Here is a 17,483-nt window from a genome sequence, read left to right as displayed (position 1 = left end):
AAGAACAAGCAGGACAGGGTGTAATTTACGATGCAAGAAAGTCTGCAACTGGTGATCGATTCGGCACCTTATCTCCTCCGCGGGGCCGTTTTCACGCTACAGCTGAGTATCGGCGGCATGTTCTTCGGGCTGCTGCTCGGTTTTATACTGGCGATGATGCGCCTGTCGGCATTTTTGCCGTTCTCGCTGCTGTCGCGCTTTTACGTGTCGATATTCCGCGGCACGCCGCTTATCGCCCAGCTGTTTATGATCTACTACGGCCTGCCGCAGTTCGGCATCGAGCTGGATCCTGTTCCGGCGGCGATGATTGGCCTGTCGCTCAATACTGCGGCCTACGCCTCAGAAACGCTGCGCGCGGCTATCTCCTCTATCGATAAAGGGCAGTGGGAAGCCGCCGCCAGCATCGGCATGACGCGCTGGCAGACCATGCGTCGCGCCATTCTGCCGCAGTCAGCGCGCGTGGCGCTGCCGCCGCTCAGCAATAGCTTTATCAGCCTGGTAAAAGACACCTCCCTTGCGGCGACCATTCAGGTGCCGGAACTGTTCCGCCAGGCGCAGTTGATCACCTCGCGCACGCTGGAGGTCTTCACCATGTACCTGGCCGCCTCGCTGATTTACTGGGTGATGGCGACCGTTTTGTCTGCCCTGCAGAACTACTTCGAAAATCAGCTTAACCGTCAGGACAGGGATCCCAAATGAGTGCTATCAACGTTAAACAGCTGGTGAAAAAGTTTCACGGTCAGGCGGTGCTCCACGGCATTGACCTGACGGTGGAAGAGGGTGAGGTAGTGGCGATTATCGGGCCAAGCGGCTCCGGTAAAACCACGCTGCTGCGCTGCATTAACCTGCTCGAACAGCCCGAATCCGGCACGATCCAGGTCGGCGAGATCACTATTGACGCCGCCCGGTCGCTCAGCAAACAGAAAAACCTCGTGCGCGAGCTGCGCCAGCATGTTGGCTTTGTGTTCCAGAGCTTCAACCTCTTCCCGCACAGAACGGTGCTGGAAAATATTATTGAAGGACCGGTCATCGTAAAAGGCGAGCCGAAAGAACAGGCCACGGCCCGCGCGCGTGAGCTGCTGGCGAAGGTAGGGCTGACGGGGAAAGAGACCAGCTATCCGCGTCGGCTGTCCGGCGGGCAGCAGCAGCGCGTGGCTATCGCCCGCGCGCTGGCGATGCGTCCGGAAGTGATTCTTTTTGATGAGCCTACCTCCGCGCTGGATCCTGAACTGGTGGGCGAGGTGCTGAGCACCATTCGTCAGCTGGCGCAGGAAAAGCGCACGATGGTGATCGTGACCCATGAAATGAGCTTTGCCCGAGACGTAGCGGACCGGGCCATATTCATGGATCAGGGGCGCATCGTGGAGCAGGGGCCTGCCAAAGCGCTGTTTGCCAGCCCGCAGCAGCCCCGCACCCGGCAGTTCCTTGAGAAGTTTTTGACCCAGTAATTTGCTTTGCCCTCTCCGCCCGGAGAGGGCGGAAGTAAGGCCGATCATTATCACGGAACAAAATTAAATAAGCGGCGTTCCCCCCTCATTAATAATGACGCTTAAAAAGGCGTTCACCCAAACCGATCGGCCGCATAATAAATCACACATATAAAACGGCTAAATGTGTTAGCGTTAGGCATTCAAAAAATGAATATATATAGCGATGGAGATACGCCAGAAATAATGCGGGATTGCGACTTTTTTAGCTGGCGACGGGAAATACTCGCTATTTTCCAGTCAATGACTGATGCCAGCGATATTACCACCACGCTTCACCAACAGACGCAGCGGCTGGAATTTGATTACTTCGCTTTTTGCGTCAGGCATCCGGTGCCTTTTACCCGGCCCAAAACCTCGGTTATTTCCACTTACCCCCAGGCCTGGCTCGAGCATTACCAGAAAGAAAACTATTTCGCCATCGATCCGGTGCTGCAGCCGATGAATTTTATGCGTGGCTTTCTGCCCTGGAACGACGAGCTTTTTAGCGGCACGCCTGAATTCTGGGACGCCGCGCGGGATCATGGCCTGCGCCGTGGCATCACCCAGTGCGTGATGTCCCCGAGCAGGGCGGCGGGGCTGCTGTCGGTATCCCGCTCATCCGTAAAGGGAAAATTACTGCCGGACGACCAGCTAAACGCACGTTTGCAGTATCTTGCGGAGCTGAGCTTAATGACGCTGGCAAGGCTGGAAGATCCCTCCGTTGAGCCGATGTCGCTGAAGCTGAGCAGGCGGGAAAGAGAGATTTTGCAGTGGACGGGCGAGGGGAAAACATCGTCGGAGATAGCGATGATTTTATCGATCTCGGAGAATACGGTGAATTTTCATCAGAAAAATATGCAGAAGAAATTTAACGCGCCGAATAAAACGCAGATAGCCTGCTATGCCGCGGCGATGGGGATAATCTGAGGGAATTTACGTTCTGCGTGCCAGACGAAAACGGCGGATGAAACCAGCTTCACTCCGCCGTCACTCACCGCTTACTGGCGATAGGCTTGTTTAATTTGCTTAACAGTATTACCAAATACTTCAGCGTGCGCCGCGTCTTCCATCTGAGCGATTTGCTTTTCCATTTTGATAATGACTTTGCCTGCATCGGCCTGGCCCATTGCTTTCAACATCTGGGTTAACATCACTTTCAGGCAGGTGACTTCGATAGCCAGTTCGCTATGGTTATCAGCGGTGGAAAAATCAGGAGTGCTCATTTACTTTCCTCAAGTCTCAGTTAGTACACCGTCATTCAGCGCAACGGCTTTCGTAAGGCGGCGGAGTATAGCACAGAGATTCGCGCAATTATTAGTGCTAAAGCCCGCGTTTAGTTTATAGCCATGTTTAGAATTTCTGCCACTTTACCGCGTGTCCATACTTATTAGGTCACAAACTGTTAATTAAAACAAAAATGTTTAAGATTTGTTTGGTAAAAGTTAAATTGCAGCCAGCGTAATCCATTGAAGTGCTTCAGAGAACGATAGTTAATAGCCTTTTTTAAACATTCATTGAAAATAGATGTTTTTGCATAGAATTAACATGCGGGGCGTGAGCTGTACGGCGCATGTAAAATTAAAGTTCCGAAAACTGCGGGCGATCCTGCTTTCTCTATTTTTACATTTTAAAGTTACTCTCAAAACCTGTTAATATGCCCGCCTGAGCATTTATCAGCGTTATCCCTTTTCTGGAGAGTTTCCTTTGATCAACGTTCTTCTTGTTGATGACCACGAACTGGTGCGCGCAGGGATACGACGCATTCTTGAAGATATCAAAGGGATTAAGATATCAGGTGAAGCAAATTGCGGTGAGGACGCCGTGAAATGGTGTCGCACCCATCCGGTTGATGTGGTTTTGATGGACATGAATATGCCCGGCATCGGCGGACTTGAAGCCACGCGCAAAATTGCCCGTTATTCTTCAGACATCAAAATTATTATGCTCACCATCCATACGGAAAACCCACTGCCGGCCAAAGTTATGCAGGCCGGGGCTTCCGGCTACCTGAGCAAAGGCGCCGCGCCCCAGGATGTGGTGAATGCTATTCGTTCGGTGAATGCGGGCCAGCGCTATATTGCTTCGGATATCGCCCAGCAGATGGCCCTGAGTCAGATTGAGCCGGAAAAAAGCGAAACCCCCTTCGCCAGTTTGTCCGAGCGCGAATTACAGATTATGCTAATGATCACCAAAGGTCAGAAGGTCAATGAGATCTCTGAGCAGCTTAATCTGAGCCCGAAAACGGTGAACAGCTACCGTTACCGAATGTTTAGTAAACTGAATATCAGTGGCGACGTTGAGCTGACTCACCTGGCCATTCGCCATGGGTTGTTCAACGCGGAGACGTTAACCAGTAGTGAGTGAAATTTTCGAGCCTGCAGCCTTCCTTAAAACGGTAACCAGCAAACCTGGCGTCTATCGTATGTACGACGCCAGCAGCACGGTTATCTACGTCGGTAAAGCCAAAGATCTTAAAAAGCGCCTGGCGAGCTACTTCAGAAGCAATCTGTCGAGCCGCAAAACCGAAGCGCTGGTGGCGCTCATCCATCATATTGACGTCACCGTCACCCATACCGAAACCGAAGCGCTGCTGCTTGAACATAACTACATCAAGCTCTACCAGCCGCGCTACAACGTGCTGCTGCGCGATGACAAATCCTATCCCTTTATCTTTCTCAGCGCGGACACCCATCCCCGGCTGGCAATGCACCGTGGCGCCAAACACGCGAAGGGTGAGTATTTCGGCCCCTTCCCGAACGGCTACGCGGTAAGAGAAACCCTGGCGCTGCTGCAAAAGGTGTTTCCGGTTCGCCAGTGCGAGAACGGCGTTTATCGCAACCGTACGCGTCCCTGCCTGCAGTACCAGATTGGCCGCTGCCTTGGCCCCTGCGTGGCGGGGCTGGTCTCTGAAGAGGAGTACGCGCAGCAGGTTGAGTACGTCCGTCTTTTCCTTGCGGGGAAAGATGACCAGGTGCTGACCCAGCTCATCGGGCAAATGGAGCAGGCGAGCAAAAACCTCGAATTTGAAGCGGCTGCGCGCATACGCGACCAGATTCAGGCGGTAAGGCGCATCACCGAGAAGCAGTTTGTCTCTAATACCGGAGACGATCTGGACGTCATCGGCGTCGCCTTTGACTCCGGCATGGCCTGCGTTCATGTGCTGTTTATCCGCCAGGGCAAAGTGCTGGGCAGCAGAAGCTATTTCCCGAAGGTGCCGGGCGGCACGGAGCTTGCCGAAGTGGTGGAAACCTTTGTCGGTCAGTTCTATTTGCAGGGCAGCCAGATGCGGACCTTGCCGGGCGAAATCCTGCTAGACTTTACGCTGCCGGACAAAACCCTGCTGGCCGACTCGCTTTCCGAAGTCGCCGGGCGTCGCATCAACGTGCAGACCAAACCGCGCGGTGACCGTGCCCGCTATCTGAAACTGGCCCGCACCAACGCCGCCACCGCGCTGGTGACCAAACTTTCCCAGCAGTCCACCATCCATCAGCGGCTTAACGCCCTCGCTCAGGTTCTTGAGCTGCCGGACATTAAGCGCATGGAGTGTTTCGATATCAGCCATACGATGGGGGAGCAGACCGTTGCCTCCTGCGTGGTGTTTGATGCTAACGGTCCGCTGCGCGCCGAATACCGCCGCTATAATATTGCGGGCATCACGCCGGGCGATGACTATGCGGCGATGAACCAGGTGCTGCGCCGTCGCTACGGCAAAGATATAGAAGAGAGCAAAATCCCGGACGTTATTCTTATCGACGGCGGGAAAGGGCAGTTAGGCCAGGCTAAAACCGTGTTCGCGGAGCTGGACGTGGCGTGGGATAAGCATCACCCGCTGCTGCTGGGCGTTGCCAAAGGCACCGATCGTAAAGCGGGTCTGGAGACGCTGTTCTTCGAGCCAGAGGGCGAGGGCTTCTCATTACCGCCGGATTCGCCCGCGCTGCACGTTATTCAGCATATTCGCGATGAGTCCCACGATCACGCCATCAGCGGGCACCGCAAAAAGCGGGCAAAAGTTAAAAACACCAGCACGCTGGAAACAATTGAAGGCATTGGGCCAAAACGTCGCCAAATGCTGTTGAAATATATGGGCGGATTGCAACCGTTAATGAACGCGACCGTTGAAGAAATCTCAAAAGTGCCCGGTATCTCGCAGGCCCTGGCAGAAAAGATCTACTACTCGTTGAAACATTGAGGTCTCTGTAGCAACATAGGGACAATTTCCCACTTACGACAGACAGTTATCCGGCACTATGCAATTTAATATCCCAACGTTGCTTACTCTGTTCCGTGTCATCCTTATCCCATTCTTTGTGCTGGCTTTTTATCTGCCGTTCACCTGGGCGCCGTTCCTTTGCGCTTTCATCTTCTGGCTGGCAGCCATCACGGACTGGTTTGATGGTTTTCTTGCGCGCCGCTGGAACCAGAGCACCCGCTTTGGCGCCTTCCTCGATCCCGTTGCGGATAAAGTGATGGTGGTTGTCGCGCTGGTGCTGGTCGTGGAGCATTATCATGCCTGGTGGGTGACCCTGCCTGCGGCGACCATGATCGCCCGTGAAATTATCATCTCTGCCCTGCGCGAGTGGATGGCAGAAATCGGCAAGCGCAGCAGCGTGGCCGTCTCATGGATTGGCAAAACCAAAACCATGGCGCAGATGCTGGCGCTGATCGGCATGCTGTGGCATCCAAACATGTGGATTGAATACCTCGGCATCGGTTTGTTCTTCATTGCCGCGGTGCTGACTTTCTGGTCAATGTTCCAGTATTTAGCCGCCGCGCGCGGTGATTTGCTCGAACCGTGATCTAAGCGGCGTAAAATTCAGCAAACGAAACGCCAGGAAGGAAAATTTCATTGACTCACTGCGCCATCTAAGTAGAATGCAACGCATCGAACGGCGGCACAGCTTGTCGGAAGATAATAAAATCAAGTGATTAGCAACACAGTCACTGATTCAAAATTTGCGGGAATAGCTCAGTTGGTAGAGCACGACCTTGCCAAGGTCGGGGTCGCGAGTTCGAGTCTCGTTTCCCGCTCCAGATTTATGTAATAGCGTTCAGCTGTTACAGCCTGCAAAGGTAAAAGATTAAGGCGCGTTAGCAAAGCGGTTATGTAGCGGATTGCAAATCCGTCTAGTCCGGTTCGACTCCGGAACGCGCCTCCACTTTTCCCAGCGCCCGGGTGGTGAAATCGGTATACACAAGGGATTTAAAATCCCTCGGCTTATGGCCTTGTGGGTTCAAGTCCCACCCCGGGCACCACGGGAATAAAAAGAATAAAATCAATGATAAGCAGTGTCGTGTAAACCTCCTACGGGAGGTTTTTTATTGCCTGCGATTTCCCTTTTCTCCCGTCTTCTCTATTATTCGCCTATCATCTACCGGCTTGCGTCGGCAAAATTTACCCCAACTGGAGTTCGCATAATGAACCAGGGACCGTTAACCGAAGAAGAAATCGAATGGCTTGATGCCGTGCTGATGAAGCACGCCACCGAGCGCTCCATCATGGACATGGCTGAAATGGACGGCATGCTCACCGCCATCCTCTCCGGGCCGAAGGACGTGGGACCGGAAGCCACGTTTGAGGCATTCTGGGGCGGAGAGGGCGATCAGCCGCTGTGGGAATCTAAGGACGAGCTGAAAACATTTGTCGAGCTGACCTTCAGGCACGTCAACGACATTGCAGAGCGCCTTAGCAGCTACCCCGAGCAGTATGAACCGCTGTTTGGCATAAGCCTTGTTGAAGACCAGGAGTTTACCATCGTTGAAGAGTGGTGCTTTGGCTACATGCGCGGCGTGCTGCTGTGGGAAGTCGATCCGCTGCCGGCCGAGCTGGTCACGATGATGGAGCCGATTGCCCTGCACGGTCTGGAAGAGCGGTTTGACGACCTGGACACCATGAACCATGAAGACTTCTTAGACAGCATTGAGAAGATCAAACCAGCGGCGCTCAGCATCCTGGCCTACTGGCAAAGCAAGCAGAACGCTAACCTGCACTGATGACAAACGAAAAAGGCCGGGATTCTCCCCGGCCTTTTTGTCATGCCTCTATAAATATCAGGCCTGCGTGTCCAGCGTAGCGAGCTCTTTATCCACGAAATACAATCCTTCGCCGCTTTTGCCAACCAGGCTCAGTTTGTCCAGCACGGATTTAAACAGTTTCTCTTCTTCATGCTGCTCAGAAACATACCACTGCAGGAAATTAAAGGTTGGATAATCCTGCGACGTCATGGCGGCGTGGGCCAGCTCGTTAATCTGGCGGGTAATTAACTGCTCGTGCTCATAGGTGGCGTTAAACAGCGCGTCCAGAGAAGCATATTCATTAACTGGCGCAGGTACGGCGTTAATGCGCGGCATATTTCCGGTATCGGTTAAATAGGCAAACAGGCGCTGCATGTGCTCCATCTCTTCCTGAGCGTGGCGGCGCAGGAAGGCGGCGGCCCCTTCAAAACTGTGGTAGCTGCACCATGCGCTCATCTGCTGATACAGCAGGGAGGAATAGAGTTCAAGGTTCATCTGCTCGTTTAATTTCTCAACCATTTCTGCTTTCAGCATGGCGTGCTCCATTTTATTTTGAGGGCCGATAGTGGCGATACTTTATTTTTATAATGTCCATATTGCAAATAGATTGTTAATTAATTTAGCGTAATGAGAATGGTTGTTAATGTTATTCATCTTTCTTCTATTATTTATCTGAATATTTGCCGCCGGTAATTTAGCGGCAAATAAATTACTGCACAATTAAATTATCCCGCACGTATTTTTCCATGCCGACTCCCTGACACTGATATTCCAGCGTAACCTGCTGGCTCAGGCACAGCGAACCGCCGGTAACGCTACAGGTTGTGATCGGCTCGCCGTAGGGCAGGGCGGAGATATAGCCCCATTGCTGGCACTGGTGGCTGGCAGCCGACTGGGCGATGAAGGTATCCACCCGGGCATTTTGCAGCGGTGATTTATCGAAGCCCAGGCGCACAACGCCTGCCACTTCGCTGCCTTTTACCGGCTCAGGCGTTTTATTGATGGTGCAGCCGCTCATTAACAGAGCGGTCAGTAAAGCAATTGAACGGTACATAATTGAAGTCTCGGCTGGCACTTTCTGCCAGTCTAGCACGCCGGAAATTCTGTAAATCAACCGCAGCAGAAAGCGAAAAAATTTCGCTTTAAATCACGAAAATAACTGCTCTTAAGCCAAATTGCTTCGCTAATAAAGGCCATTTTGACCTCGGGTAGATTTCGTGCCTGCAAGGGGGAGAACGAGAAATGTGAGCTCGGATAAATTTATGAAACTATTTTTCATTAAATTTGAAAGTCCGTTTGCGAGATAGTATGGTTAGGCCATACTTTGCTATCCAGTCGTTACAGTTCACGGGAAAGCCCGTGCCCAACCAGGAGACGAACAGATGAAAATTGCACTGATGATGGAAAACAGTCAGGCGGGCAAAAACGCCACCATCCTTAACGAATTGCAGGCCGTGGCGTCTGAAAAAGAGTACCCGGTTTACAACGTGGGGATGAGCGACGAGCAGGATCACCACCTGACCTATATCCATCTGGGCATCATGGCCAGCATCCTGCTGAATTCAAAAGCGGTGGATTTTGTGGTGACCGGCTGCGGCACGGGCCAGGGGGCGATGATGTCTCTGAATATTCACCCGGGCGTGGTCTGCGGCTACTGCCTGGATCCGGCGGATGCTTTCCTGTTCTCTCAAATCAACAACGGTAACGCGCTGTCCCTGGCCTTCGCGAAAGGCTTTGGCTGGGGCGCAGAGCTGAACGTGCGCTATATGTTTGAGAAAGCTTTCACCGGCCGTAAAGGCGAAGGCTATCCGGCGGACCGTAAAGAGCCGCAGGTTCGCAACGCGGGCATCCTTAACCAGGTTAAAGCGGCCGTGGTGAAAGAGAACTACCTCGATACGCTGCGCGCCATCGATCCTGAGCTGGTGAAAACCGCCGTTACCGGCGAGCGTTTCCAGAAATGCTTCTTCGAAAACTGTCAGAACAAAGAGATTGAAGCCTTCGTGCGCGAAATCCTTGCCTGATGGAAGAGACGGCCAGCGCATGCTGGCCATTTTTTTACGCTTTATTCGACACCGTACTTCCCGCCGCTCGCGGCAGCCGCAGCAAATCAACCAGCCCCAGCAGACAAATCAGCGTAATCATCACAAACGAAATTTTAATGCTCATTCCCGGCACGGCGCTCAGATCCAGCCAGCCGCTGATTTTTTCCCCGAGCCGGATGCCAATCGCCCCTAGCGTAATGCCGAGGCCGACCGACAGCTGCGTCGCCGTGCTGAACAGCGTATTGGCGTAGCTCATCTGGTTTGCAGGAATATCCGCAAAGGCCAGCGTGCTGATGCCGGTAAACTGCATCGAACGGAACATCCCGCCAAGGAAGAGAATGATAATGGTCACCCACGTTGCGGTATGCGGCGTCAGGAATGCGCAGGCGAGCAGGGCGGCAACGTTCAGCAGGCCGTTAACGAGCAGCAGCTTTTTAAAACCCAGCCTGCGGATAAGCCAGGTCGTGCCCGGTTTCATCGTCAGATTTCCCGCAAAGACCGCCAGCACCAGCAGCCCGGAATGAAAGGCGTCCATACCAAATCCCACCTGAAACAGCAGCGGCAGCAAAAACGGCACGGCGCTGATGGAGGTGCGGAACAGCGACCCGCCGTACATCGTCACCCCGAAGGTCTGCACTTTTAGCGCATCCAGCCTGACCATCGGGTGGGCGGCATGCCTGAAATGGCGGAGGGAAAACCAGAGCGACGCCGCGCCCAGCGCCAGCAGACCGCCGGTAGCCAGCAGGTCAACATGCTCGCCGCCCAGCATCTCCAGCCCGTAGACCAGGCACACCATGGCAAGCGCGGTGCTGACAAAGCCGATGCCGTCGAAGGGGCGCCGCTCGTCGTCGTGAATATCCGGAATTATTCGCCAGGCCAGCACCATCGCGGCCAGGCCCAGCGGAAGATTAATATAGAAAATCCAGCGCCATGACGCGTAGCTGGTAATAAACCCGCCCAGCGGCGGGCCAATAATCGGCGCAACAAGGGCAGGCCAGGTCAGGGTGGCAATCGCGGTAATCAGCTGGTGCTTTGGCGTGCTTCTCAAAACGGCGAGGCGGCCGACCGGCACCATCAGCGCGCCGCCCACGCCCTGTAAAACGCGCATGGCAACAAACTGCTCAAGGCTGTTTGCCAGCCCGCAAAGCACGGAGGCGAGGGTAAAAATGCCCAGCGCGAGGGTAAAGACCTTTCTGGCACCGAAGCGGTCGGCAATCCAGCCGCTGGCCGGGATCAGTACCGCCAGCGTCAGCAGGTAGGCGCTCATGCCGATATTCAGATCCACCGCGTCCACGGCAAAAGTTCTGGCCATTTCCGGCAGCGCGGTGGCAATCACGGTCCCGTCCAGAAACTCCATGAAAAAGGCGCCGGCAACCAGCAGTGCGGTAGGGGAGAGGCCGCGTTTTTGCTGCGGGGAAGGGGAGTCAGACATGGTTGCCATCCGAAATCAAAATAATGTTTTAAAAATTTAAAGCTACAAATAACCCGTTAAGTGTTGGATCTGCAAGCTGTTTTATGTGAACGAGCTGTAAAATCCCCACTGAAATTATGTGATTCAGCTCACATAATGGTTGATTTGTGTGATGGAAGTCATATTATGGACGCATAACGAGCAACACCTGCATAATTAAAAACCGGAGCACACCCATGAAACTGCGCAAAATCCTGAAAAGCATGTTCGAAAACTACTGCAAGACCTTCAAAGATGTACCGCCGGGCGCCATGTTCTAAGCTGGTCCCGAGATAAAAAAACCTGCCGCGGCAGGTTTTTTTGTGCCTGAAATTCGCAGCTTTTCTTCAGCAGCCACTTTGAAAAACATACTGAAGATTTAAACGATGCTCTCCGGAATGGAATCTTGCCTCGCGATTGCTGCCGCGGGTACTATGGCGCGCATACTGAAACAGGAGATTAAAAATGTCTGAACAACTCTCTGCCGACCAGGAACTGGTTTCCGACGTGGTGGCCTGCCAGCTGGTTATTAAACAGATCCTCGACGTGATTGATGTGATAGCGCCGGTGGAAGTACGCGACAAAATGGCCGCGCAGCTGAAGTCGATTGATTTTGCCAGCCAGCCCGCAGCGGCAGACCCGGTGACCCGCCGTGCTATTCAGAAAGCGATTTCGCTGATTGAGCTTAAGTTTACGCCGCAGAACGAAGCGCACTAGCAACACCCTCTGCATTCAGAGGCGTAGGGTGAGGGAGTGCAAACAACGGCTGAGCACTGATTTGCCAGCAACTTTGGACGCCCTCATCCCAACCTTCTCCCCCAGGAGAAGGGGCTATTAAAAGAACGTCATCACCAGCAGGTAGCTTGCCACGCAGGCGCAGCTCACGCCGATTAAACCCGGCAGGATAAAGCTGTGGTTGATGATGAACTTGCCGATTCGCGTGGTGCCCGAGCGGTCAAAGCCGATGCAGGCGAGATCGCTTGGGTAGGTCGGCAGCACGAAATAGCCGTAGGAGGCCGGGAAGAAGGCGATCAGCATTTTTGGCTCTACCCCCAGCATCAGCCCCATTGGCGCTACCGCCGTCAGCGCGGCGGCCTGGCTGTTCACCAGCTTCGAGACCAGGAACAGCACTATCGCGTAGGTCCACGGGTGGCTTTTCACCACGCCTTCCAGCGCCATTTTCAGCTCATCAAGATGCGCCTGGAAAAAGGTATCGCTCATCCACGCCACGCCGAACACCGAGAAAATCGCCACCATCCCCGCTTTGAACACCGCGCCGCTGGAGATGGTTGTGGCGTTGACCTTACACGTTATCAGCATCACCGCCCCGGCAATCAGCATCATCATCTGAATCACCAGGTTCATGGAGAGCGGCTTCAGCGCGCCTTTTACCTCGAAGGCCGGGCGCAGCTGAGGCACGGCACCGAGCAGAACCACCACCAGAATCCCCGCAAAGAAGATCCATGTTGACCAGTACGCCTGCTTCGGGAAGGTCTGGTTCATCAGCGTTTCACTGCTGCCGTAGATAAACTCCCGCTGTTTCGGGTCGGCAATTTTGGCCTGAAACTCTTCGTCGTCCGCCAGGTCTTTACCGCGTCGCAGGCTCCAGAGCGCCGCTATCAGCACGCCAAATAGCGAGGCCGGAACCGACACGGAAAGAATTTCCAGGATGCCCCAGACCCGCCCGATCCCGTGTCCCGCAGCAAGAATGGAGACCAGCGATACAACGGCCACCGATACCGGCGAGGCGGTGATCGCCATCTGCGAGGCAATGGACGCCACCGCCATCGGCCGTTCCGGGCGAATACCTTTTTTCAGTGCGATATCGCCGATTATCGGAAACATGGTGTAAACCACGTGCCCGGTCCCGCACAGGAAGGTCAGCGTCCAGGTGGTGAAGGGGGCGAGCAGGGTGATGTGCTGAGGGTGCCTGCGCAGCAGGCGTTCGGCAAACTGCATCATGACGTTGAGCCCGCCCGCCGTTTGCAGCGTGGCGGCGCAGCCGATAACCGCAAGGATGGTCAGCATGACGTCGACCGGCGGCTTGCCCGGTTCCAGCCCGAAGATAAAGGTCAGGATAAACAGGCCGATGCCGCTGATTAGCCCCAGCCCCATGCCGCCAAAGCGGGTGCCGACCAGCAGACATAAAATGATGACGATAAACTCGATGGTAATCATGATAATCCTTTAAAAAATTGCCCTGCCGCTAAGCATTACAAAATGTAAGGATTATCTTTGAGATCCGCGTCTGATTTGTTAAAACGCAATAAAAACAGCCGCTTGATAACATCACTGTAACAATTCAGGCAGGGCTGCGCGTGCGGCTTGCCTTGCGATACTGCAGCGGCGTCTGGCGCAGCAGCTTGCGGAAGCAGGTAATAAAATAGGTCACCTCGCTGAAGCCAACAGACGCCGCGATCTCGTCTACGCTCAGCATGGTATTGCGCAGCAGGTCGCAGCTGCGTTTGATTCTGCGCGTCAGCAGGTACTCATGGATGCTGCCGCCGGTCTGCTGGCGAAAAACCCTGGAGGTATAGCTACGGGACAGGCCCATCGCCGAGGCAAGGTCGTCGAGGGAGAATTTGCTGGCGTAGTTCGCCTCCACCCAGCTCATGATGCGCGAGGCTACGGTCTGCGGGGCGGGGACAAGCGTCTGGGGCTGCGCGGGCAGGAACTCCATGATTTGCATGACCATAAAGGCCACTTCGCAGGCTGGCGTCTGGCCGTCGTGGCCTAAATCGTGAAACTGCCCGAGTATGCGCTCCATGAACGCCGCGTGTTCGCTCAGGTCGTACACCTGGGCGGGAACGTTGCTGGCGGCCAGCGCGGCAAACTGCGCCTTGTGACGCGGAAACTCGCCCAGCGCGCTTTCTACTACGGACTGTTCAATGTGCATGGTGGTGCGGTGGTAATGGTTTTTATCGCTGTCATCCACCTGGACCTTGTGCAGACGGAAGGGCGGGAAGATAAACAGGCGCCCCGGCCGCGCGGTGTAGTGCTGGTTATCGACCACCACAATGCCGTAGCCGCTGGAGATATACAGCAGCTCCACGCACTGATGCCAGTGGTAATAGGCCGCGCTCGTCGACCACATGCGGTTAAAAGAAATCGCCCGGCTGTCGAGCTTGATCCGCTCAAGACGCTGCGCTTCGTTCATCGATCCCCCAGGACAACAGATTTAAATTTTTACGCCATCATTTGCAATTTATTGCCCCGAAAGGGGCAAATATCCACTAAAAATGAAATGGCGGTTTAAATTTGTGAGCCTGCTCACTCAGCGGGCGACAAAAAAGCAGCTACTCTTGCCCCGACGTCGCATAAACATCCTTAGAAAAGCCAAATAACAATAACTTATCTAATTCTCGTTTAATGACGGGAGGACCTCGTGCAACCTGAAAATATTACCCTGCTTAACCCGCTGAAAAGTCGAAACGATGTTCAGCTGCTGGTCAACGAGCTGCTCGGCGCGGTCACGCCGTTTTTTAAAAATGATGCCAGCCGCGTGGACCTGGCGAATTTCACCGCCCACTACGGGCAGCACATAGCGAATATGGAAACCTTTTCGCGCCTGCTGTGGGGCGTGACGCCGCTGTTGGCGGGCGGCAGCGAGCCGCAACAGTTCTCCTTCTATATTCAGGCGATAAAAAACGGCACCAGCCCGCAGCATGAGGACTACTGGGGCGAAGTGGCGCCGTACGATCAGCGCATTGTGGAAATGGCCGCCTACGGTCTGCTGCTGGCGCTGGCCGGGAACACCGTGCTGGCCCACTTCAGCGAGCCTGAAAAAGAGAACCTCTGGCGCTGGCTTAAACAGTGCGAAGAGCAGGCGATCCCGGACAATAACTGGCACTTTTTCCCGATTCTGGTGCAGGTCGGCTTTCATCATGCCGGCATGGAAACCAATTTCCAGGCGCTGGAAAAGCATTTCGCCGCCGTGGAGGCGTACTACCTGGGGGACGGCTGGTATTCCGACGGGCCGGGCAGGCCGCGGGATTACTACATTTCCATGGGCTTCCATTTTTACGGCCTGATTTACTCGAAGCTGATGGCCGACGTAGATCCGGACCGCTGCGCCGAACTGCGCCAGCGCGCCACGCTGTTTGCCGCTGATTTCATCCACTTCTTCGCCGAGGACGGGGCCGCCGTGCCGTTTGGCCGCAGCCTGACCTACCGCTTCGCCCAGGGGGCGTTCTGGAGCGCCGTCGCGTTTGCCGGGCTGGAGGTGTATTCCCCCGGCGTGGTGAAAGGCATCGTGCTGCGCCATCTGCGCTGGTGGCTCAGCCAGCCGCTGTTCGACCGCGACGGCGTGCTCAGCGTCGGCTACAGCTATCCGAACCTGATTATGGCGGAGGATTACAACGCCCCCGGCTCCCCTTATTGGGGAATGAAAACCATGCTGGTGCTGGCGCTGGCCGGAAACGACGCCTTCTGGCAGGCGGAGGAGCTACCTCTGCCCGAACGGGCAAAGCAGCACAGTATTCCCCATGCCGATCAGATCCTTGTTCATCAGCGCGATCACCTGTGGATGCTCACTTCCGGCCAGCTCGAGCTGAATAACTTCGTGAATACCGAAGCCAAATACTGCAAGTTTGCCTATTCCACCCGCTACGGTTTCACCGTAGAGCGCGGGCGCTTCGGGCTGAGCCACGCGGCAGCGGACTCCATGCTTCTGCTGTCCGAGAAGGACGGCTACTGGCGAGGACGCCGCGACTGCACGAATGTCACCACGGCGGACGGCATGATTTACTGCCGCTGGCAGCCGTGGTGCGACGTGACCATCGATACCTGGCTAATGCCGCTGGGCGACTGGCAGATACGCGTTCACCACGTTGATACCGCCCGCGGGCTGGATACGGCAGAAGGCGGATTCAGCATCCCGAACCGGCCGCTGCCCGAATCGCAGGGCGGGCAGGGCAGCTGCCAGCTCACAACCACAACGGACGCATCCGCCATCTTCTGCTTAAGTCCGCAGATGCGTAGCGGCGAGCAGGTTTTAACCCCGCCGAACAGCAATCTTTTGTTTGCCGAGCGCGCCGCTGTTCCGGTACTTCACGGCGAATTACCCCCAGGCAAACACCTGCTGATAAGCGCCGTCTGGGCAGGCAACCCCGACGACTTCAACGCGCAATCTTGCCCACAGGCCCTCATCCGCGATGACGCTGTACGCTTCGTGACGGCACAGGAAGAAAGAACTCTCACGCTGGCCCCGGAGAACACCCTATGACCGCTTCATCCACCGTGCGCACCGCGCAGATCAAAATGAGCACCTTTATCTTTCTCTACTTCTTCACCTGGTCGTCAAGCTTTGGGCTTTACGCCCTGTGGCTCAGCCAGAAAGTAGGGTTAGACAGCGTTACCATCGGCAGCGTATTTGCCATAAACGGCGTCTTTGCGGTGATCCTCAAGCCGGTTTACGGCTACATCATGGACAAGATAGGCATGAGCAAATGGCTGCTCTATTTTGTCTGCGCCGTATCGGCGTTAATGGCGCCGTTCTTCGTTACCGTCTATCAGCCGCTGCTGCTTAGCCATACCACGATTGGCATTGTCATCGGCGCGCTCTATTTGAGCCTGGGCTGGTATGCGGGCGTGGCGGCATCCGAATCTTACGCCGACCGCTTCAGCCGCCTGTACGGGCTGGAGTTTGGCCGCATCCGCATGTGGGGATCGCTCGGCTGGGCCGTCGCCGCCTCCGTCTCCGGGCTGCTGTTTAACTTCACGCCGCTGGCGAACTTCCTGGTCAGCAGCACCACGTCAGTGCTGATGCTGCTGGTGCTCATTAGCCTGAAAATCGGTGATGAACAGCTGCGCAACAACAGCGTGCTCTCCGCCAATAAAATCGTTTTTGCCGACGTGCTGATGCTGCTGAGAAACCGCAAGTTCTGGATGTTCAGCCTCTATGTGGCGGGCGTGGCGTGGATGATGTTTATCGCCGAGCAGCAGTTCCCGCGCTACTTCGTCTCGTTCTTCTCCACCAAAGAGCAGGGCAACGCCTGGTACGGCTACCTGAGCACGGTGCAGTCGGGCATGGAGTTCGTGATGATGATGTTCATCCCGCTGCTGGTTAACCATTTTGGCGCCAAGCGCGGCCTGCTGTTCTGCGGCTGCGTGGTGGGCGCAAGGCTGATTGCTTCGGGCCTGACCAATGACCCGATCATTATCTCGATCATTAAACCCTTCTACGGCGTGGAGATTGCGCTGCTGCTGATCTCTGTCTTTAAGTACATCGCCGAGCACTTCGACAAGCGGGTTAACGCCACCATGTACCTGCTGGGCTACCAGGCGATGATCTACGTGGGATCGATTGTGGTCGCGCCGCCCGCGGGCTACCTCTACGACAAAATCGGCTTCGAGCACACCTACCTGATCATGGGCTGCTGCGCGCTGCTGTTTACCTTAATTTCCGCCTTTACGCTCTCGCGCTGCCAGTCAACGCGGGACGAATCGCGAACTTTTTCTCCGGCCCTAGACGCCGCCCCCGTTGAAACGTCCAGACATTAATTCAGGAGT

General features: G+C 55.0%; 18 protein-coding genes and 3 tRNA genes. 15 read left to right on the top strand and 6 right to left on the bottom strand.

Annotated elements, in window-relative coordinates; all coding sequences use genetic code 11:
• Positions 1 to 30: 30 nt before the first annotated feature.
• The 3 genes from tcyL to sdiA all read left to right on the top strand — a co-directional run bounded on the left by tcyL (position 31) and on the right by sdiA (position 2,396).
• Positions 31 to 699 (top strand): cystine ABC transporter permease, encoded by a 669-nt coding sequence (gene tcyL / locus AAE045_RS11280; protein WP_455547799.1) that lies wholly within the window; start codon positions 31 to 33, stop codon positions 697 to 699.
• On the top strand, positions 696 to 1,448 hold the full coding sequence (gene tcyN / locus AAE045_RS11275; protein WP_455547798.1) for an L-cystine ABC transporter ATP-binding protein TcyN: 753 nt from the start codon (positions 696 to 698) through the stop codon (positions 1,446 to 1,448). The genes tcyL and tcyN overlap by 4 nt, the downstream gene beginning before the upstream one ends.
• Positions 1,449 to 1,673: 225 nt before the next feature.
• On the top strand, positions 1,674 to 2,396 hold the full coding sequence (gene sdiA, locus AAE045_RS11270; RefSeq protein WP_455548056.1) for a transcriptional regulator SdiA: 723 nt from the start codon (positions 1,674 to 1,676) through the stop codon (positions 2,394 to 2,396).
• A gap of 71 nt (positions 2,397 to 2,467) precedes the next feature.
• Here the strand turns inward: sdiA and AAE045_RS11265 are convergent, their stop codons facing one another.
• Positions 2,468 to 2,692, bottom strand: a complete 225-nt coding sequence (locus AAE045_RS11265; RefSeq protein ID WP_455547797.1) for a DUF2594 family protein — start codon at positions 2,690 to 2,692, stop codon at positions 2,468 to 2,470.
• Between the two features lie 481 nt (positions 2,693 to 3,173).
• On the opposite strand from AAE045_RS11265, the gene uvrY reads away from it, so the two are divergent.
• From uvrY to AAE045_RS11230, 7 genes are all read left to right on the top strand, one after another.
• Positions 3,174 to 3,833, top strand: coding sequence for a UvrY/SirA/GacA family response regulator transcription factor (uvrY, locus tag AAE045_RS11260; protein WP_455547796.1), 660 nt, complete (start codon positions 3,174 to 3,176; stop codon positions 3,831 to 3,833).
• Entirely contained in the window at positions 3,826 to 5,658 is a 1,833-nt protein-coding gene (uvrC, locus tag AAE045_RS11255; RefSeq protein ID WP_455547795.1) for an excinuclease ABC subunit UvrC, read from the top strand. Before uvrY ends, uvrC begins: the two co-directional genes overlap by 8 nt.
• A gap of 58 nt (positions 5,659 to 5,716) precedes the next feature.
• Complete coding sequence (gene pgsA, locus AAE045_RS11250; RefSeq protein WP_455547794.1) at positions 5,717 to 6,265, top strand: CDP-diacylglycerol--glycerol-3-phosphate 3-phosphatidyltransferase; 549 nt, start codon at positions 5,717 to 5,719, stop codon at positions 6,263 to 6,265.
• A 159-nt stretch (positions 6,266 to 6,424) separates the two neighbouring features.
• A tRNA-Gly gene (locus tag AAE045_RS11245) sits at positions 6,425 to 6,500 on the top strand.
• Between the two features lie 51 nt (positions 6,501 to 6,551).
• Positions 6,552 to 6,625: transfer RNA gene (locus tag AAE045_RS11240), tRNA-Cys, on the top strand.
• An 11-nt stretch (positions 6,626 to 6,636) separates the two neighbouring features.
• Positions 6,637 to 6,722: transfer RNA gene (locus AAE045_RS11235), tRNA-Leu, on the top strand.
• 162 nt (positions 6,723 to 6,884) lie between these two features.
• The gene (locus AAE045_RS11230; RefSeq protein ID WP_455547793.1) at positions 6,885 to 7,460 is read left to right on the top strand and encodes a UPF0149 family protein; all 576 of its coding nucleotides are present in this window, start codon (positions 6,885 to 6,887) and stop codon (positions 7,458 to 7,460) included.
• A 57-nt stretch (positions 7,461 to 7,517) separates the two neighbouring features.
• Here AAE045_RS11230 and ftnA read toward each other — a convergent pair whose 3' ends face one another.
• Positions 7,518 to 8,015 (bottom strand): non-heme ferritin, encoded by a 498-nt coding sequence (ftnA, locus tag AAE045_RS11225; protein ID WP_202300853.1) that lies wholly within the window; start codon positions 8,013 to 8,015, stop codon positions 7,518 to 7,520.
• A 175-nt stretch (positions 8,016 to 8,190) separates the two neighbouring features.
• Positions 8,191 to 8,535, bottom strand: a complete 345-nt coding sequence (gene yecR, locus AAE045_RS11220) for a YecR family lipoprotein (RefSeq protein ID WP_455547792.1) — start codon at positions 8,533 to 8,535, stop codon at positions 8,191 to 8,193.
• 328 nt (positions 8,536 to 8,863) lie between these two features.
• On the opposite strand from yecR, the gene AAE045_RS11215 reads away from it, so the two are divergent.
• Entirely contained in the window at positions 8,864 to 9,502 is a 639-nt protein-coding gene (locus AAE045_RS11215; protein WP_455424887.1) for an RpiB/LacA/LacB family sugar-phosphate isomerase, read from the top strand.
• Between the two features lie 34 nt (positions 9,503 to 9,536).
• On the opposite strand, the gene AAE045_RS11210 is transcribed toward AAE045_RS11215, so the two are convergent.
• On the bottom strand, positions 9,537 to 10,955 hold the full coding sequence (locus AAE045_RS11210) for an MFS transporter (RefSeq protein ID WP_455547791.1): 1,419 nt from the start codon (positions 10,953 to 10,955) through the stop codon (positions 9,537 to 9,539).
• 215 nt (positions 10,956 to 11,170) lie between these two features.
• On the opposite strand from AAE045_RS11210, the gene azuC reads away from it, so the two are divergent.
• The gene (gene azuC / locus AAE045_RS11205; RefSeq protein WP_014229869.1) at positions 11,171 to 11,254 is read left to right on the top strand and encodes a stress response protein AzuC; all 84 of its coding nucleotides are present in this window, start codon (positions 11,171 to 11,173) and stop codon (positions 11,252 to 11,254) included.
• A 184-nt stretch (positions 11,255 to 11,438) separates the two neighbouring features.
• The gene (locus AAE045_RS11200; RefSeq protein WP_202300844.1) at positions 11,439 to 11,690 is read left to right on the top strand and encodes a DUF2766 family protein; all 252 of its coding nucleotides are present in this window, start codon (positions 11,439 to 11,441) and stop codon (positions 11,688 to 11,690) included.
• Between the two features lie 117 nt (positions 11,691 to 11,807).
• On the opposite strand, the gene AAE045_RS11195 is transcribed toward AAE045_RS11200, so the two are convergent.
• Positions 11,808 to 13,151, bottom strand: a complete 1,344-nt coding sequence (locus AAE045_RS11195) for an anaerobic C4-dicarboxylate transporter (protein ID WP_455547790.1) — start codon at positions 13,149 to 13,151, stop codon at positions 11,808 to 11,810.
• 124 nt (positions 13,152 to 13,275) lie between these two features.
• Positions 13,276 to 14,130 (bottom strand): helix-turn-helix domain-containing protein, encoded by an 855-nt coding sequence (locus tag AAE045_RS11190; protein ID WP_455547789.1) that lies wholly within the window; start codon positions 14,128 to 14,130, stop codon positions 13,276 to 13,278.
• 228 nt (positions 14,131 to 14,358) lie between these two features.
• On the opposite strand from AAE045_RS11190, the gene AAE045_RS11185 reads away from it, so the two are divergent.
• Both AAE045_RS11185 and AAE045_RS11180 read left to right on the top strand, forming a co-directional pair.
• On the top strand, positions 14,359 to 16,197 hold the full coding sequence (locus AAE045_RS11185; protein ID WP_455547788.1) for a DUF2264 domain-containing protein: 1,839 nt from the start codon (positions 14,359 to 14,361) through the stop codon (positions 16,195 to 16,197).
• On the top strand, positions 16,194 to 17,474 hold the full coding sequence (locus AAE045_RS11180; protein WP_455547787.1) for an oligosaccharide MFS transporter: 1,281 nt from the start codon (positions 16,194 to 16,196) through the stop codon (positions 17,472 to 17,474). Before AAE045_RS11185 ends, AAE045_RS11180 begins: the two co-directional genes overlap by 4 nt.
• The last annotated feature ends 9 nt before the right edge of the window (positions 17,475 to 17,483 follow it).

Source organism: Dryocola clanedunensis, assembly GCF_038405435.1.
GTDB lineage: Bacteria > Pseudomonadota > Gammaproteobacteria > Enterobacterales > Enterobacteriaceae > Dryocola > Dryocola clanedunensis_A.
The sequence above is the reverse complement of the archived record's forward strand: the minus strand, read 5'-3'. Positions and strand labels throughout refer to the sequence as shown.

Bases quoted from the DNA above. Each gene is read 5' to 3' on its own strand.
- sdiA (WP_455548056.1), top strand. From the start codon at position 1,674: ATGCGGGATTGCGACTTTTTTAGCTGGCGACGGGAAATACTCGCTATT.
- AAE045_RS11265 (WP_455547797.1), bottom strand. From the start codon at position 2,692: ATGAGCACTCCTGATTTTTCCACCGCTGATAACCATAGCGAACTGGCT.
- AAE045_RS11195 (WP_455547790.1), bottom strand. From the start codon at position 13,151: ATGATTACCATCGAGTTTATCGTCATCATTTTATGTCTGCTGGTCGGC.
- AAE045_RS11210 (WP_455547791.1), bottom strand. From the start codon at position 10,955: ATGTCTGACTCCCCTTCCCCGCAGCAAAAACGCGGCCTCTCCCCTACC.
- tcyN (WP_455547798.1), top strand. From the start codon at position 696: ATGAGTGCTATCAACGTTAAACAGCTGGTGAAAAAGTTTCACGGTCAG.
- pgsA (WP_455547794.1), top strand. From the start codon at position 5,717: ATGCAATTTAATATCCCAACGTTGCTTACTCTGTTCCGTGTCATCCTT.
- ftnA (WP_202300853.1), bottom strand. From the start codon at position 8,015: ATGCTGAAAGCAGAAATGGTTGAGAAATTAAACGAGCAGATGAACCTT.
- AAE045_RS11230 (WP_455547793.1), top strand. From the start codon at position 6,885: ATGAACCAGGGACCGTTAACCGAAGAAGAAATCGAATGGCTTGATGCC.
- yecR (WP_455547792.1), bottom strand. From the start codon at position 8,535: ATGTACCGTTCAATTGCTTTACTGACCGCTCTGTTAATGAGCGGCTGC.
- tcyL (WP_455547799.1), top strand. From the start codon at position 31: ATGCAAGAAAGTCTGCAACTGGTGATCGATTCGGCACCTTATCTCCTC.
- AAE045_RS11180 (WP_455547787.1), top strand. From the start codon at position 16,194: ATGACCGCTTCATCCACCGTGCGCACCGCGCAGATCAAAATGAGCACC.
- AAE045_RS11215 (WP_455424887.1), top strand. From the start codon at position 8,864: ATGAAAATTGCACTGATGATGGAAAACAGTCAGGCGGGCAAAAACGCC.
- AAE045_RS11200 (WP_202300844.1), top strand. From the start codon at position 11,439: ATGTCTGAACAACTCTCTGCCGACCAGGAACTGGTTTCCGACGTGGTG.
- azuC (WP_014229869.1), top strand. From the start codon at position 11,171: ATGAAACTGCGCAAAATCCTGAAAAGCATGTTCGAAAACTACTGCAAG.
- AAE045_RS11190 (WP_455547789.1), bottom strand. From the start codon at position 14,130: ATGAACGAAGCGCAGCGTCTTGAGCGGATCAAGCTCGACAGCCGGGCG.